Origin of the sequence: Paucilactobacillus nenjiangensis, from assembly GCF_008632615.1 — a bacterium.
Taxonomy (GTDB): Bacteria; Bacillota; Bacilli; order Lactobacillales; family Lactobacillaceae; genus Paucilactobacillus; species Paucilactobacillus nenjiangensis.
Genome location: NZ_CP043939.1, coordinates 266,338 through 282,719, shown reverse-complemented (window position 1 = coordinate 282,719; position 16,382 = coordinate 266,338). Strand labels below are relative to the sequence as shown.

13 protein-coding genes and 1 pseudogene are annotated in these 16,382 nt (G+C 40.9%); 5 read left to right on the top strand and 9 right to left on the bottom strand.

The annotated features are described in order from the left end of the window. Positions 1-96: 96 nt before the first annotated feature. The gene (locus F0161_RS01400) at positions 97-867 is read left to right on the top strand and encodes a hypothetical protein (protein ID WP_150203329.1); all 771 of its coding nucleotides are present in this window, start codon (positions 97-99) and stop codon (positions 865-867) included. Positions 868-889: 22 nt separating this feature from the next. Here the strand turns inward: F0161_RS01400 and F0161_RS01395 are convergent, their stop codons facing one another. Both F0161_RS01395 and F0161_RS01390 read right to left on the bottom strand, forming a co-directional pair. Continuing rightward, a complete protein-coding gene (locus F0161_RS01395) occupies positions 890-2,566 on the bottom strand; it encodes an IS1182 family transposase (RefSeq protein ID WP_225423169.1) in 1,677 nt (558 codons plus the stop codon). A 152-nt stretch (positions 2,567-2,718) separates the two neighbouring features. Continuing rightward, positions 2,719-3,819: a hypothetical protein gene (locus F0161_RS01390; protein WP_150203328.1), complete on the bottom strand. Its 1,101-nt coding sequence runs from the start codon at positions 3,817-3,819 to the stop codon at positions 2,719-2,721. A gap of 282 nt (positions 3,820-4,101) precedes the next feature. On the opposite strand from F0161_RS01390, the gene F0161_RS01385 reads away from it, so the two are divergent. Beyond that, positions 4,102-6,195, top strand: a complete 2,094-nt coding sequence (locus tag F0161_RS01385) for an AAA family ATPase (protein ID WP_150203326.1) — start codon at positions 4,102-4,104, stop codon at positions 6,193-6,195. Between the two features lie 61 nt (positions 6,196-6,256). On the opposite strand, the gene F0161_RS01380 is transcribed toward F0161_RS01385, so the two are convergent. After that, entirely contained in the window at positions 6,257-6,874 is a 618-nt protein-coding gene (locus F0161_RS01380) for a hypothetical protein (RefSeq protein ID WP_150203324.1), read from the bottom strand. Positions 6,875-7,364: 490 nt separating this feature from the next. Between F0161_RS01380 and F0161_RS01375 the strand changes: the two are divergent. Then, positions 7,365-7,592: pseudogene (locus tag F0161_RS01375) on the top strand (DinB/UmuC family translesion DNA polymerase); the annotation flags it as partial. A gap of 81 nt (positions 7,593-7,673) precedes the next feature. Beyond that, positions 7,674-7,901, top strand: a complete 228-nt coding sequence (locus F0161_RS01370; RefSeq protein ID WP_225423167.1) for a hypothetical protein — start codon at positions 7,674-7,676, stop codon at positions 7,899-7,901. Positions 7,902-8,084: 183 nt separating this feature from the next. On the opposite strand, the gene F0161_RS01365 is transcribed toward F0161_RS01370, so the two are convergent. From F0161_RS01365 to F0161_RS01355, 3 genes are read right to left on the bottom strand one after another with little or no spacing between them, the layout of a single operon-like run. Continuing rightward, on the bottom strand, positions 8,085-10,223 hold the full coding sequence (locus F0161_RS01365; RefSeq protein ID WP_150203322.1) for a mucin-binding protein: 2,139 nt from the start codon (positions 10,221-10,223) through the stop codon (positions 8,085-8,087). A gap of 50 nt (positions 10,224-10,273) precedes the next feature. Beyond that, positions 10,274-11,200, bottom strand: a complete 927-nt coding sequence (locus tag F0161_RS01360) for an IS3 family transposase (protein WP_318635338.1) — start codon at positions 11,198-11,200, stop codon at positions 10,274-10,276. Beyond that, positions 11,176-11,463 carry a transposase gene (locus F0161_RS01355; RefSeq protein ID WP_150203320.1) on the bottom strand — a complete coding sequence of 96 codons (288 nt, stop codon included), beginning with the start codon at positions 11,461-11,463 and terminating at the stop codon, positions 11,176-11,178. The genes F0161_RS01360 and F0161_RS01355 overlap by 25 nt, the downstream gene beginning before the upstream one ends. Before the next feature lie 69 nt (positions 11,464-11,532). Here F0161_RS01355 and F0161_RS01350 point away from each other — a divergent pair, with 69 nt between their 5' ends. Beyond that, positions 11,533-12,093, top strand: coding sequence for a recombinase family protein (locus F0161_RS01350; protein WP_150204606.1), 561 nt, complete (start codon positions 11,533-11,535; stop codon positions 12,091-12,093). Between the two features lie 154 nt (positions 12,094-12,247). Here F0161_RS01350 and F0161_RS01345 read toward each other — a convergent pair whose 3' ends face one another. The 3 genes from F0161_RS01345 to F0161_RS01335 form a co-directional block, all read right to left on the bottom strand. Then, positions 12,248-13,579, bottom strand: a complete 1,332-nt coding sequence (locus F0161_RS01345) for a dihydrolipoyl dehydrogenase family protein (protein ID WP_150203318.1) — start codon at positions 13,577-13,579, stop codon at positions 12,248-12,250. Between the two features lie 77 nt (positions 13,580-13,656). After that, complete coding sequence (locus tag F0161_RS01340; RefSeq protein ID WP_010008889.1) at positions 13,657-14,628, bottom strand: ABC transporter ATP-binding protein; 972 nt, start codon at positions 14,626-14,628, stop codon at positions 13,657-13,659. Further along, positions 14,629-16,155 carry an ABC transporter permease/substrate-binding protein gene (locus F0161_RS01335; RefSeq protein WP_150203316.1) on the bottom strand — a complete coding sequence of 509 codons (1,527 nt, stop codon included), beginning with the start codon at positions 16,153-16,155 and terminating at the stop codon, positions 14,629-14,631. It abuts the gene before it with no gap. Between the last annotated feature and the right edge of the window lie 227 nt (positions 16,156-16,382).

The following is a 16,382-nucleotide window of genomic DNA, read 5'->3' as shown; positions in this document are numbered from 1 at the left end:
TTGGACTCAATTAATTCGATGTTCTTGAATTCTTCTAAATCTCTCATGCAATTTTCATGTATAATGAAAAATGACAATGAAATAGGAGGAACTATTTTGACTAAAAAAACGGCACGAATTTGGCTGATTGCCAACGTGGTCTTGGTTCTAGCATGTTATTGGACTTATTATTTATTCCCAAGTGGATCATTAACGACGACCATCGCAGGCTATCTTTCATACGGTATTTATGCACTCGCAGCACTCCTTTGGTTCAGTGTGACTTTAATTGGTCGTCAAGCTGGGGTAACCAACGGCATCGGCGCTAGTTTAATTTTGGCAGGAATTTTATGGCAATTAATGGCCAGTTCAGCACTGTACCAAATGCCGGTAATTTACTTCATTGATGTTTATCTACCAATGATTATCCAGGCAGTCGGTTTGGTCTGGTTTGGTACCGACATCTGGGTATCTCGTCACCAGTCCGGTAAGATTGATTGGCAATTTAAATTAATGTGGTACGAATTAATATTGGTTGTTCTAGTACCCTTTGCCATCTTTATGTTGGGACAAGTGCCTCGACTCGTAGCAGCCTACTCGCAATATGGCATTTCGTTTGATATCTGGGCTTCGTACAATCTTTACTACATCACAATTCCCGCTCTATTAATTTGGGCATTAACCTTGTTTTATTTTATCCGTGGACTCGTGAAAAAGTTTGTCTTATCACGTATCATTGGAGCGGGCTTGGCTTTCTTTGGAATGACTGTTTTCTGTGTCATTTACTTGTCGGTTCCCACATACTTCATGTTCGAACCAAGTCCCTTTGCATTGACATTCCTAATTGTTGGAACTGCCATGTTATTACCACAAACTAAAATTAGATAACACAAAAGTGGCTGGGAAAAAACTAACCAGCTATAGAAAAACCGACCAAGAATTCTATAATTAATAGAATTTTTGGTCGGTTTTTTGTTTTTTTTATATTTGATAATTGTTTATGTGAAAAATTAGCGGTTGCTTTGGTTAAAATTCCCGCTAATTTTGTTAGATTCATTGTCATTAATAGAATACCCAATTCATTTTCCACAGGCTGTTTCCCTCTAAGATGAGTTCTGCGCACACCAAAAATGGACTTCATTCTGCCAAACATTGGCTCAACATCATACTTACGATGCGAATAAATCTCTGAGCCTTGATCAGATGAAAGTAAATCCTTAACATAATTTTTAAAGTAGTTCCAAGTTGGATTATAGGCAACCTGTCGTTGCCTTCCCTTAGGGGTTTTAGCTAGTTCATCTAGCTTGAATGTTTCCTGTGTTTTATCCGCTTCATAAATTTTGAACTGTCGTTCGTATCCATATTTATCATGACGAATACTGTATCGCTTAAAACTGAATTTAACACTCAAATGATCCGTATAGTAATCGTCTGCGGCATTGTACTTCCAATTGTGTATTCGTGTAGGATCATTTTTAAATTTGCGCTTCTGTTCCTTTTCATACATACCATACGGTATCAGTGGTGTCTTATCAAAATCGTCGACAATCGCGGAATAATTAGATTCACTACCGTAACCTGCATCCGCCACGATGTATTTAAACAAATCGAGTGAATGCATGTCAGATAAAAATGGTAATAAAGTTCTCGTATCCGTCGGATTCGAGAAAATTCCGTAATTTAGCACGAACTGTCCATTAGTGGCAGCCTGTAAATTATATCCAGGCTTTAATTGACCATTCATCATTGGATCTTCCTTCATACGCATAAAGGTAGCATCATGGTCGGTTTTTGAAAAACTGTTCCGACCATTAAAAAGGCGTTCAGCTTCTTCGTACTTTTTTGCTCGGGGCAAATAATCATTTTCCATTTTGTGCGCTAATTTTTTGAGTTTTCGCCGCTGTTGTTTATTCTTAGAGCCACCTTTGATAACCTTCGGTTCTTGTTCAATGACATAATCTAAGTGAGTAATTTCATCGTGCGTTTTTTCTAAAATCTCAGCTAATCCATCGCTAGACGTTAGGTATTCTTTCTCCATTTCTTTGACAACTTGATTTTCAATCAATTCTTCATAAAGGAGCACAATTTTTTCTTTTAGTTTTGGATAGAATTTATCAACTGCACGTTTCCAAGTAAATGAGTACTTATTTGCATCGGCTTCAATCTTCGTACCATCAATAAATAAGGCCTCATCTTCAATCATACCGTTGTCGGCTAACAACTTGGTAAAGTAAATAAAGGAAATCTTGATTAAGTTAGAAACTTCTTTACTGGATCGAAAATTATTGATTGTTTTGTAAGAAATTGTGGCATCTTGACTCAACCATTTCATTGGAATATTTTCGGTATTCATTTCAACAATTCTACGTCCAGAAAATACTTTGCGAGAATACGCGAAAAGGAGCATTTTTATTAACATAGCCGGATGATAAGCAGGACGACCGGTGGTCGCCACAGAGGTTTCAATAATATTATGCGGAATTGTCTCAACAAACATATCAATTAGTCTCGCAATATGGTTATTAGGAATATCAAAATTTAAGTTTAAAGCGATGCTAGTTTGTGCTGTGTTATAATTCTTGTACATGGAAGGAAACTCCTTTACTGTTTTGTTGTTTGGTTTGGTCGCTAACATCATAACAGGAATTTACTTCCTGTGTACATAGTTAAAGGGACTTTGGAGTGTTTTTCCAAAGTCCCTTTATTTTTTATAGTCTGGAATTAGTTTTTTCCCAGCCACTATTTTTTTCGCTTATTCTTTTTCTTTTTATTTCGCTTTTTCTGACTAAATGGAATCACATTACCCTTATGTTGTTTGTTAAATTTATCTTGCTGCTCTCTAGAATCTCGACGTTCAACAACATCAACAATCGAGAACTCACCTTCAAGATCTTCTTGAATATCATAAGTATCATCATTTCTCCATGGTTCCAGTCTGAGCAACATTGAATCCACTTCTTGTGGGTGAGTAGCAATCCAGGCATCAATTTGCTCAGGGGTTTGTTGTTGACTATGGTTTGATTTCACATAATTTACCAAAATCATCACTTCACGATCGGCAAACGTATATTTAAGCATTGCTACCACAAATGGTGCCAACTGGTCTAACGCTTGATTGTAGGTTTCAAGATGTCGGGCATCAATCTGCTCAATTTCAAATAAATATTGGAAAAGGGCTTTGATCAAAGGAACAATATATTTCAAGTCTCGGTCATCTAATTCAGGATGCAATAATAATGAGTAGCTGACGACAAATTGAATCGCATTCGTGGGCCAATTATTTACGTTTGTGCTCGACCAATCCACCACATATTCAACGAAAATATTAATCGCCACAGCTTTTGAACTATCATCCATGGGAATTTTTTGGAAATAATCTTTTTTCCCCAGTGCTTCAACCCACTCTCTAGTTTCGCGTTCCAATGGGCCCCATTCATCGTCGGCAATCATTTGATCTACCATTGTTGAAAAATCATCAATATTCATCCCTAACAATCTACTTCGCTGCATTCGGAAGATGTTCTCCCGTTTATTCAACGTAACTAAAATTTCTTGTTCATTGGACAATTTCAAAAATTTAACATACGCATTTAACACGGCCGGAGCCGCTACCCCAAACTTATTATCAACTTCTCGGGTGGCAATGAATTCACTGACCATATTTTGCGCAACTGCTTCGCCGTTCCAATGCTGATCATCTAACTGATGATCAATTTCCATGTAATGATTAAATCGACTTAAAATGTTATCCGCATGTTTTTGTTGGTTGGCTGATAGTCGCGTAAATTCTTTTGATTTCAGAAAATCTTTAACGTGCTTAGTATTAAGTTTGTAATCCATCACATTTTCTCCATTTTTATTTTTCATTTTACCATATTCCACAATAATTTTTTTTGAACTTAAGTTTGACCTTTATTGACTTTATAAAAATTAAAATATAAAATCACCGTAGTGACAGTATTTATAGTGAGTCATAATCTTTGGTCTTTATTGATCAAAGCGGTATTATAGTATTCAGAGAGGTACAGAAAACCTCTTAAACTACAAAAATAGGTCAAAGCGAGAAGCTTAATTGCTCAAGATGAAGTAATGCACTTCCGCTCAATATAGGAGGAATTTATTATGGCAAACTCAATGTTTAGCAACGACCCATTCTTCACAAATAATGGCATCGATGATATTTTTAACGAAATGATGCGTGGTATGAATGGTGTAAACTCGGAACAACGTTATTTGGTCAACGGCAAGGAAGTTTCTGCCGAAGAATTAGCCAAAATGAGACAAGCTGCTGCTCAACAACCTGGTCAAACACCTCAAGGTCAGCAACCTAAAGAAGAAGGCATTTTAGCCAAATTAGGTCGCAACTTGACCGAGGCCGCACGTAACAACGAACTTGATCCCGTGATTGGCCGCAATGATGAAATACAAAAGACGGCTGAAATTTTAAGTCGTCGGATTAAGAACAACCCCGTGTTAGTTGGGGATGCCGGTGTCGGTAAAACCGCGGTTGTTGAAGGCTTGGCACAGGCAATTGTCGCTGGTAATGTCCCTGCTGCAATTAAAGACAAAGAGATTATTAGTATTGACCTTTCAAACTTGGAAGCTGGAACCCAATATCGTGGTAGCTTCGAAGAGAATATCAAAAACTTAGTAGATGAAGTCAAAAAAGCTGGTAATGTCATCTTATTCTTTGATGAAATTCATCAAATTCTAGGAACTGGCGCGATGGGTGGCGAGTCAGGTTCAAAGGGACTCGCTGATATGATTAAACCAGCCCTCAGTCGTGGTGATATCACTGTGATTGGTGCAACTACGCAAGACGAATATCGCAACACGATTATTAAGAACGCTGCCTTAGCTCGTCGTTTTAACGAAGTCACGGTTAATGCACCTAGTGCTGAAGATACCCTCAAAATTTTACAGGGTATCAAGAAATTGTATGAACAACACCACCATGTCCAACTACCTGATGACGTTTTGAAGGCTGCTGTGGATTTCTCAATTCAATACATTCCACAACGTTCATTACCTGACAAAGCCATTGACTTAGTCGACATGACTGCCGCTCACCTGTCTGCTCAACATCCAGTCACTGACAAGGTTGACCTGGAAAAGCAATTGGCACGCGCTAACCAAGATCAAAAAGATGCGGTCGCTAAAGAAGACTATGAAGCTGCTGGTAAAGCTAAGAAACAAGTTGAATCACTCGAAGCTCAACTTAAAAATGCCGACAGCGACACCACTCAAACTGTGGTGGCAACCGTCAACGATGTGGCTAAATCAACCGAACGATTAACTGGAATTCCTGTTTCTCAAATGGGTGCTTCCGATATCGAACGCTTGAAGGAAATTGGCGCTCGTTTAAAGGGCAAGGTTATTGGCCAAGACGAAGCCGTTGAAATGGTTGCTCAAGCTATCCGCCGGAACCGTGCAGGCTTTGACGAAGGAAATCGCCCAATCGGTAGTTTCTTGTTTGTCGGTCCTACCGGAGTTGGTAAGACTGAATTAGCTAAACAGTTGGCTTTAGACATGTTTGGTAGCAAAGAAAGCATCATTCGGTTAGATATGTCTGAATACGCTGATTTAACCGCCGTATCCAAGTTAATTGGTACTACTGCCGGTTACGTTGGCTATGAGGATAACAGCAACACCTTAACTGAAAAAGTTCGTCGTAATCCATACTCGATTGTTTTATTAGACGAAATCGAAAAAGCCAACCCTCAAGTTTTGACACTCTTGTTGCAATTAATGGATGATGGTCGCTTAACGGATGGCCAAGGAAATGTGGTCGACTTTAAGAACACTGTTGTCATCGCAACTTCAAACGCTGGATTTGGTCGTAAGGATGATAAGAACGTTGAATTAATGGATCGTTTAGCTCCATTCTTCCGCCCAGAATTCTTAAACCGGTTCAACGGAATCGTCGAATTTAGGCACTTAACTAAAGACGATTTAGCTAAGATTGTCGATTTGATGATTGATGAAGTTAACGAAACTCTTGGCAAGAAAGGCATTACTTTATCTGTAGCTGCCGATGCCAAAGACTGGTTGATTGACCAAGGTTACGATGAGGCGATGGGTGCTCGTCCACTCCGTCGTGTGATTGAACAACAAATTCGTGACAAAGTAACTGACTTCTACTTGGATCATTTAAACGTTAAGAACTTGCATGCAAGTCTTGAAAATGACACGATTCAAATTTCAGAAGCTAAATAATCATTAAACAAAAATGAACCGACGAATTAATTTCGCCGGTTCTTTTTGTGTTACTCGAATTTTATTGGTTGGCATCAGCTGAAACTGAGTTAGCTGCGGTTTGTGATTTTTCCTTCAGTGATGAAGCTTCAGATTGTGCTTGTTTCAAATCTTGATTGGCACTATCTTTAGCTGAATTTGCGCTATCTCGCTCTGAAGTAGCTGAAGAGGCCGTTGATTGGGCATCTGCTAATTGTTGTTTCAAAGTAGTCACTTGACTGTTTAAGTCCTCATACTTTTTTTGCAAATTATCAAATTCTGTTTGTTTGGCTTGCACTTTGGCATTACCATCTGCAATGGCAGCTTGTGTTTCTTTAATTTTTTCTTGAATTTGTGCCTGTAAACTAGCTGTATCGTTATTATATTGAGTTTGTAAGTTACTCAATTGTTGAGTTAGCTGTGTTACCTGTGCTTGTGCATTTGTCAGATCAGACTTTGCGTTAGCTAAATCAGATTTTGCTGTTTCTAATTTTGCTTTATTAGTATTATACGCTGAAACAATCGTATCTAAGTTAGATGCGGTTTGCGCTAAGTCGTTATGACCTGCCCAAAAAGTATCCGCTTCACCCTTAATTGCAACTCCTCCAACAACTAAACTTGCTGAAGCTAATCCAGTGATAATTACTTTTTTGATGTTCATCTTTCTTACGTCCTTTATAATTTAATGTTCCCAATACTCAATATATCCATTATAACGAGTCTGAAAAGCGAAAAAACAGGCTTGTTTAATGTATACGAAAATGCTTGGTACCACTAAACCCATCAATGTTTAATGGGGTCAATAATTATTTCATTAGTTTTTTAATTATAATATAATTACTTTCTTTTTAAAAAATCTTTATAAACAATCAAACCCCATTTTATGAGGATTTGTACACTTTTTTACGCAAATTCTACATTTTTGTTACGAATCCCATTAAATAGGTGTTTGCACAGTATTTTAGCAAAAAATTTAATAAACTACGTACTGAAAGTTTATTTAATTACAACGTAAATTGTGGAATATATTTATCGTACAATTAATGAACCATATACGTAAATTATGACGATTATTTTTTATAAAGTATTTTAAAATTATTTTTATTTATCCTAGATTGCATAATTAAAGTTACCACCCAGTAAATGTGAAAAAAGACTATGGCAATAGTCAGGTGCTCATGTGTGATTACACGCAGGCAAAGGAGATTAAAGTCGTGCTTAGCGAGATTGCTGATCAGGTTGCTGGCAGACTTCGTCACCATCAAGTACAAGGTGAAGTGGTTAGCGTTGGGATTGATTATGCTGATGCAGAAGAAGCGGGCACCTCCGGTTTCGGTATGCAAATGAAGATTGATCCCACAAACCACACTGACGATTTGAGCCCAAAAAAACGTCCGCACGTCCAACCGTACAATTCTTGTCCGGACCATTGACATTCTTGCCGAACGATTTGGCAGGTCATGCATGAATTAGGCATTCAATCGACTATGTATCGCAAACGTCCTAAAAAGCCTACAACCAATACTGACACGTCGCAGAAGTCTAATTTAATGAGACATCTAGCTGATTTATCTGGGGTCGTTACCACTGACATCACCTATATTCACCTGATCAATCAAAACTGGGTTTATCTCGCAACTTTGTTTGTCGTTCCTCGGTCACATCAAAACAAAATAAAACACTGGTAAAAGACCTGATGATGCGTGAATTTAAGAAATAACCAAGTGCCTTCGTCAGAACGTAACTTCTTTTGTCTGGCCTATTGACATTCTTGCCGACGTAGAGCCAAATAAAGACCCTGAAGAATAATAATATTCTTCAGGGTCCTCTTTAAATAATCTATATTCGCTACAGATATATTTATTTAATGGTTAATCATTACGACGTTTCTTGATACCAAGAAAACCGAGTAAACTTCCAAACATTGCCAACAAAATACCAATAAATGACATTGTTTGACTTTGACTATTGTTTTCACCAGTTTGAGGTAATTCTGGTGAATTAACAGCACCGTTGTTAACTTTAGATCCTGTATTAGTCGACGTATTGATTACTCCATTGTTAGTAGCGTTACTTGGCTGGGAAGGATTTCCTGGTTGGTTAGAACTGGGATTTCCTGTGTCCGTACCATTACCTGGCTTCCCCGGTTGATTGGGCTCAGTGCCGCCATTGTTATCTGTTGCGGGGTTCTTCGTGTAAACAATGGTCTGAACATTATCCTTACTATCCTGCGTTAAGCCATCAACTGAATCGCTGGCTGGTTTACTTGCAGTATAGCCTGGAATTACCGGTGAATTCTTACTATCAAAACTCGTCTTGCCATTTTCGGCTGTCCAACCATCATCCTTAACAATCTCACCGGTGACCTTATCAATTTCAACTTGATGGTCAAATGTCGTGGAATCAGTCTTATCAGGAGCTGCTTGTGAACCATCGCCATATTGATAATGGATTGTCTGGTGAACATCAGTTGTCAGCGAATTCTTATCAGTCCCAGCTGGCCATTTCGGACTATCTGGATCATCTGGATTAATTGGTGTACCTGGTGTTTGTGGATTCGTTGGATTTACTGGGACCACGTCGTGGTCATAGTAAACATTAACTGTAACATCCTTATCACCTGGGGTAACTGTCTGTTGAGCAACCGTGGCCAAATCCGGTGCCAAGTAGCCCTTGGAACTCAAGTCAGGAGAAGTGACGGAATCCCAATCAGACTTATTATCAACTGCAGTCCAAGCTTTATCACCATCAGTTTGGTCAACGGTATCACCACCTGTTGTCGAGTAACCAATGATTTGACCAGTTACTTTATCAACAATGGCGGTACGGTTATACGTAACCTGTTCAGTAATTTGCTTAGCGACAACTTTGCCAGTCTGCTTATCCAGGTAATTAACAGTTCTAATGACTGTCTGAGTAAGAGAACTCTTGTCAGTTCCTTCTGGCCACTTTGGTCCATCAGGATTATCTGGATTAATTGGCGTACCTGGTGTTTGTGGATTCGTTGGATTTACTGGGACCACGTCGTGGTCATAGTAAACATTAACTGTAACATCCTTATCACCTGGGGTAACTGTCTGTTGAGCAACCGTGGCCAAATCCGGTGCCAAGTAGCCCTTGGAACTCAAGTCAGGAGAAGTGACAGAATCCCAATCAGACTTATTATCAACTGCAGTCCAAGCTTTATCACCATCAGTTTGGTCAACGGTATCACCACCTGTTGTCGAGTAACCAATGATTTGACCAGTTACTTTATCAACAATGGCGGTACGGTTATACGTAACCTGTTCAGTAATTTGCTTAGCGACAACTTTGCCAGTCTGCTTATCCAGGTAATTAACAGTTCTAATGACTGTCTGAGTAAGAGAACTCTTGTCAGTTCCTTCTGGCCACTTTGGTCCATCAGGATTATCTGGATTAATTGGCGTACCTGGTGTTTGTGGATTATTCGGACCAACCGGCGTTGTGCCATGAGTCAAATGAACCTCGAAACTTTGAACGGTACCATCTTGGTTATAAACCACACCCTTAGTTGGATAATTGTCTGATACTAACTCATAACCTTGATCTTCGTAACCCTTAATGCTATCAGCGGTTCGATAACTATCGGTAGTTCCATAGTCCCCAGATAAATCTTGACTGGAGAGGGTCTTACCAGTTGTGTCATCAATATAGGTAACCTTAGCCGCTTCTTTGTTAGCTACGTAAGTCACTGTCTTTTCAATATCGGCACTATCTGCGGTAATACCTGTAATCGTATCAATTTGAGCTTGATCTGGTGTGTAACCCTTAATGGTTGGTGATGTTACTGATGCAAAACTTGTACCATTAGCTGCAACCCAATCACCATAGCTCTTATCACCAGTGACCTTGTCGGTCGTTACAGTACGCGTAAAGTTCAGTGGTGTTGCTTGATAATCATCAGCTGCTTTGTCACCGTTCTTATAAACATAATGGATGGTCTCATCGACAGTTTGACTTTCACTTGTTTGCGTTGTGCCATGAGTCAAATTGGTCCCCTGTCAATAAAATAGACAATTTAAATAGAGACTTTTTTGTCCTATGCCACGACTAAATTTTGAATTTGAGTTTGATACTCATCTTCAAGTTGCTTTGGTGATTTGAATCCACAGTGACTGTGAATTCTAACTGTGTTGTAAAACGTTTCAATGTACTGAAAAACTAGTCGTTTAGCTTCGGAGTATGAATGGATTTTAAACCGATTTATCCATTCACGCTTAATCAAGGCATGAAACGACTCAATGCAGGCATTATCCCAAGGATAAGCTTTCTTTGAATAGCTTAATGTCATGTTAGCTGTAGCTTGATTGTAAGCTTCAGACGTAAACTGACTACCACGATCACTGTGCATGATTAATGGCTTGCTAATATGGCGACTGTGCTTAGTCTTTTCAATAAGTGGGATGACATTCGATACCTCCAAGGTTTCAGATAAGTCCCAACCAATGATCCGTCGGGAGTACAAGTCCATAATACTGGTTAAATAAACGAATCCGTCATGAACTGGAATATAAGTGGTGTCAATGCACCAAACGGCGTTTGGTCGCAATGGATTGAACTGCTCGTCTAAAATATTTATTAGCTGTTTATCAAACTTAGAATTGCGAGTGGTAGTCGTCCAAGGGGTTAGGTAAACGGCGTGAATGCCAAGTTCACGCATATACTTACCAACAGTTCGTTCAGCGATCTTATATCCTTTTGAGCGAAGTTCTTGGGTGATTTTGCCGGCACCGTAAATACAAAGGCTTTTGAGCCAAATTGCTTTAATTTCACCTTGAATAAACTTCTTCCGAAGCTTTCGCGGTGATTGGTGATTATGACGCTTTTCTCGTTGATAGTAACCACTTCTTGAGATTCCAACATAATCACACATACCATTGATGGAAGGGTGGGATTCCAAAGCGTGCTGAACGTCCATTTCTTGGTATACCTTTTCGGTAGTTACTTGCTCAGAATCCCGATTGATTTTTTTAACACTTCGATTGCTCCTTCAGCGTCACGAAGTTGACGCTTTAGTCGTGCAATCTCCTTGTCCTTATCGCTGGCAAAATTACCAGAGCCACGGCCAAACTCCCCAGTCTCAGTAAACAGCTTAATCCATTTATGTAATGTACTAGCCCCAATATCTAGATTATTACTTATTTCATTCATGGTCATGTGATCCTTGTTATCTAAGTAATACTGAACGGCCTGTTCCTTAAATTCCTTGTCATAACTGTGCTTCGTCATTATTTGATCCTCCAATTTACTTCCTTAATTATACTAAATCAGAGTCTCTATTTAACTTGTACACTTTTTATTCTAGGCCCACAACATTTAGATCGACAGTTAGCGGCTTTAAAAGACGTTGATAAGTTATTTACGGATAAATTAAGTGGGGCTAACACTGATCGGCCAGAACTGCAAAAAATGCTGGCCTATATTCGTGAGGGTGATATTGTAATGGTCACTGAATTAGATCGCTTAGGCAGAAACAACCATGATTTGACTAAGATCATGAACTCCATTCAAAATAAGGGTGCCACCCTAGATGTGTTGAATTTACCGTCCATGACAGGGATTGCTGACCCAAATTTACGTCAACTGATGACCAACTTGATTATTGAACTCTATAAGTATCAGGCCGAAAGTGAACGTAAGCGAATCATTGAGCGCCAGCAACAAGGGATTGCCTTAGCTAAGCAGCAGGGTAAATATCATGGGCGCAAACCCCAATACACCCAAGACGATCCCCGCTTGCAACATGCTTTTAAGCTTTATCGAGCTGGCATGAGTGACATTGATGTGTCCCGAAATACAGGTATTAAACGGACGACCTTTATTCGATACCGTGTGAAATACGGTATTAAAAGAAAATAGGGCCCCCTTTTGGTTAGCACATGTTAACTGAAAGGGTCCCTATTTTCTTTACGGCGAATTGTCAAACTAAGTGCAACGGTTTGTCAAAAAATACTTCATATGGGGTTTCATAGTTTAACACTTTGCGAGGACGTTGATTTAATTCAACCACACATTAATACAAATATTGTAAGTCACTAGCCGGCGTTGGGTAAGCCAATACCAACCGTTGTAAATCTGGTAAAGTCACGTGTTTTTCAATTAACAACGTGAAGTAGTTAATCATCTCGTCGGCAACATCACTTAGAAGGGTAGCACCCACAACCTGCCCACTCGCTTTAGCAACCACTACTTTAGCTTGGGCTTGTTGTGCGCCAAAGCGGTAATAAGTGAACCACTTCGTCATATCAAGTGTATTGACACGATACTCATCTGGATGCTCAGTCGCCGCGGCCGCGCTGATCCCGACTTGCGCTAACTTGGGCGCTGCAAAAACCTGCGTTGGCACAACGGGATACTTTATGGCTGCGCCGGGATGCGTCAACTCACCGACCAGATAACGCGCTTCAAAACCTGCAACTGGCGTTAACTTCGGTACCGGTGTATCGCTGACATCCCCAATGGCATAAATGTGCGGGTTGGCCGTCTGCAAATGATCGTTGACTTGAATCCCATGCCGATCAAAGGTAACGCCCACGTTGGCTAGACCTAACTGGTCCGCGTTCGGAATCCGTCCCGCTGAGCTGATGACCAGATCCGTTGTCAGCTCGAAATTATCAGCTGTCAATTGTAGACCGGTCGCCGTTTTAGTAATTGCTTGGACATCCGTATTCAAGTCAAACGTGATTCCATCAGCCGTCATTGCGGCCATCAAATCCTTAACCAAATCTGCATCAAAAGCTTTTAACGGGCGGTCATTATGATGAATCACGTGCACATCAGCGCCAGCGGCATTCGCAATCGTCGCCAATTCAAAGCCTACGTAGCCACCACCTACGAATGTCACGCGTTTAGGCATCTGGTCCAAATCTAAGAAGTCAGTGCTCGTCTTAAAGTATTCGTGCCCGGTAATCGGTAGAATCGCCGGACGCTGACCAGTGGCAATCACGTAATCAGTCGCACTGACTACTCGATCCCCGACCGCTAACTGATTGTCGGATTGAAAGTGCGCTTGACCATGTAACGTCGCAATATCTTGCCCCTTTAGTCCGTTCAACGTCCCATCGTTGATGCCATCCGTATAGGCTCGTTTATGCGCCATCAGTGCTGGCCAATCAATTTTGGGCGCACCAATCAGGCCCTGCCCTTGTAAATGTTGCGCTGCTTGTCGCGCTTCGACGGCGCTTAATAGGATTTTCTTAGGGTCACAACCGCGGTTAGGACAAGTGCCGCCCCACAGATCCGCTTCAACGATCAACACTGTCTTGCCCTGAGCCTTTAATCCGCTAGCCATGGCATTGCCGGCTGGTCCGCCACCAATCACAACAACATCGTACTGTTCCGCCATTCGAAATTCCTCCTTAAATTCATTAGCGACCATCAATTATCACAACCTAGTGTAACTGATTCATCCTTAATTGACGATTAAGATACTTCTTCATGTTGACTCAAGTAAGCCACGATTCGTTGGCTATCCAAATAGCCAACAACCCGATTTTCTTCCGTGACCGCCACATAATCATGATCTGTCAATGCCGTAAAGGCGGTGCGTAACGTGGCTTGAACGTCTAACGATTGAATCCGACCACTCGCAACACTGGGTTTTTCTGTGAGATAACCCTGAATAAGCCCTACACGCCCAACGTAGACATCATAGACATTTTTAGCTCGGCTCGCGCCAAAGAAGTTCCGCACAAAGTCGTTCACTGGATGCTGAGCCAGAGCAGCCGGCGTATCGACTTGTATTAACTGACCGTGTTGCATGACACCGATCCGGTCACCCAACTTCAACGCCTCATTCATATCATGCGTCACGAAGACGATCGTGTTGTGATAGCGGGCGTGTAGCCGTAAGACCAAGTCTTGCAATTGTTGCCGCGAGATGGGGTCTAACGCACTAAATGGTTCATCCATCAAAACAATATCTGGTTGCGCCGCAATCGCCCGTAAGATACCGATGCGTTGCTGCTCACCACCGGATAATTCTGACGGCATCCGGTCACGGTATTCCTTTGGATCGAGGCCAACTTCCGCCAATAGCTCATCAATCGTTTGATTAATTTCCTTCTTAGCTGTCCCTTTCATTTCTGGAATCACGGCGATATTTTGCGCCACCGTCATCGTTGGGAACAAGGCAATTTGCTGTAAGACATACCCCATTTGCCACCGTAGACTTCGGACTGGTATCGTGGTTGTATCAGTACCATTAACTAGGATTTTACCAGCCGTCAATGGCTCTAAGCAGTTGATCATTTTAAGTGACGTCGTTTTGCCACTCCCAGAAGTCCCTACCAAAACAAATAGCTCACCCTGGTCAATCGTTAAATTAAGGTCGGGAATCACGGTCTGCCCATTAAAGTCTTTCTGGACGTGTTGAAATTCAATTGCCGTTGTCATTTAACGTCCCTCCTTCAATAAACCGTGCTTCACAAGATAGCGATGTGCAACCGTCGAAGCGGACTGCTTCTTAACATTGACTTCATAGTTCATTTCTTGCATATCAGTTTCTGAAATCTTTCCTGCTAACTTATTCAACGCTTTAACGACCTTAGGATGTTTGTTGGCAAAGCTCGTCTTCATCAACGGTGCCCCTTGATACGTTGGGAAGAAGTGCTTGTTATCCTTCAATAAGGCCAAGTGATACTGCCGTAATTCACTATCCGTCGCATAGGCATCTACCAAGTTGATTTTCCCCTTACTGATAGCTTCATAGCGTAGCGCCGGCTCCATCGACTTTGCAGTCACGTCTAACCCATAAGTCTTCTTGATTCCTTTTAAGCCATCATTACGATCAATAAACTCTAGGGTCATTCCGGGTTTCAGAATCGATTCAACTTGCGTTAAGTCGCTGATTGTCTTCAAATGATGTTCTTGTTGAAATTTCTTAGTCACTGCCAATGCGTACGTATTGTTATACTGCATCGGCTTCAAGTAAGTCATTTGTTCCTGTTTAGCGAGGCGCTGTTTGGCGAGCTGATAGGTCTGGTTAGCTGTTTGACCAGCTGGGTTATTCCCCTTACCTAAGGTCTCCAGCACCGAGCCAGTAAATTCAGGATAAATATCAACCTGATTATTCTTTAACGCGCTGAATAAGAACGTGGTCTTGCCAAAGTTAGGCTTGAGCGTCACATGAACATGCTCATCTTCAGCTTCAATCAGCTGCTTATACATATTAATCAAGATTTCTGGTTCAGAACCGAGTTTACCTGCAATCGTAATTGTTTCAACTCGATTGGCATAAACACTATAAGCCCCGCCACCACCTAGTAAAGCTAAAATACCGACAAAGACAATTAAGGCGTGGCGTGGTTTAGCCGTTTGAAACCACCGAACGAGCGCACTCAGCAGAATTGCTAACAATGCTGATGAGATAGCCCCAATCAATAATAACGAGGTATCATTACGGTCAATACCGAGCATGATAAAGGTCCCGAGACCCCCAGCACCAATCAAAGCGGCCAAAGTAGCCGTCCCAATAATTAAGACGAGCGCGGTCCGAATCCCAGAAATGATCTGTGGTAGGGCAATGGGTAGTTCAACTTTAAACAACTTACGCATTCGTGACATCCCAAAGGCATCGGCGGCCTCTTCAATTGAGGCGTCAATTTCTGAGATACCCAAATAAGTATTTTGAAAAATTGGCAGTAAAGCATAGATCACCAGCGCAATTACTGCTGGCACCGTTCCAATCCCAACTAACGGAATCAATAACCCTAACAGTGCCAAAGACGGAATCGTCTGTAAGACACTCGTGAGCTGTAATAATCCCTCGGCCCACCGTGGTCGTCGAACGACCCAAATAGCCAACGGAATCGCAATTACCATTGCGATGACTAATGATGCTAATGAAATCCCCAAGTGTTGCCATAGCGCAGCCAGCAAATCCCCGCGTCGATCTATAAACGTCTGTATTAATGTCTGCATGCTAACCTCCAGTGCTCACCTTTATTGCTTAATAACTTCTTAATTATCCATGTATTTAATCGTAGCATAATCCGCCAAAAATTATAGTAATACGCACCGGCAATTCACTAAATTTTGTAACTATTGTAGTTTCACATTAAAATTATTCATTAATTTAAAATGAAGCTGGCTAGTTTTTACAAAGCTATTAGATGAACCACTCAATGGATTATCATTACCACTAAGGA

Excerpts from the sequence above, each read along its gene's own strand:
- F0161_RS01335 (WP_150203316.1), bottom strand. The coding sequence starts at position 16,155 with ATGCAGACATTAATACAGACGTTTATAGATCGACGCGGGGATTTGCTG.
- F0161_RS01390 (WP_150203328.1), bottom strand. The coding sequence starts at position 3,819 with ATGGATTACAAACTTAATACTAAGCACGTTAAAGATTTTCTGAAATCA.
- F0161_RS01385 (WP_150203326.1), top strand. The coding sequence starts at position 4,102 with ATGGCAAACTCAATGTTTAGCAACGACCCATTCTTCACAAATAATGGC.
- F0161_RS01380 (WP_150203324.1), bottom strand. The coding sequence starts at position 6,874 with ATGAACATCAAAAAAGTAATTATCACTGGATTAGCTTCAGCAAGTTTA.
- F0161_RS01340 (WP_010008889.1), bottom strand. The coding sequence starts at position 14,628 with ATGACAACGGCAATTGAATTTCAACACGTCCAGAAAGACTTTAATGGG.
- F0161_RS01395 (WP_225423169.1), bottom strand. The coding sequence starts at position 2,566 with ATGTACAAGAATTATAACACAGCACAAACTAGCATCGCTTTAAACTTA.
- F0161_RS01345 (WP_150203318.1), bottom strand. The coding sequence starts at position 13,579 with ATGGCGGAACAGTACGATGTTGTTGTGATTGGTGGCGGACCAGCCGGC.
- F0161_RS01355 (WP_150203320.1), bottom strand. The coding sequence starts at position 11,463 with ATGACGAAGCACAGTTATGACAAGGAATTTAAGGAACAGGCCGTTCAG.
- F0161_RS01370 (WP_225423167.1), top strand. The coding sequence starts at position 7,674 with ATGCATGAATTAGGCATTCAATCGACTATGTATCGCAAACGTCCTAAA.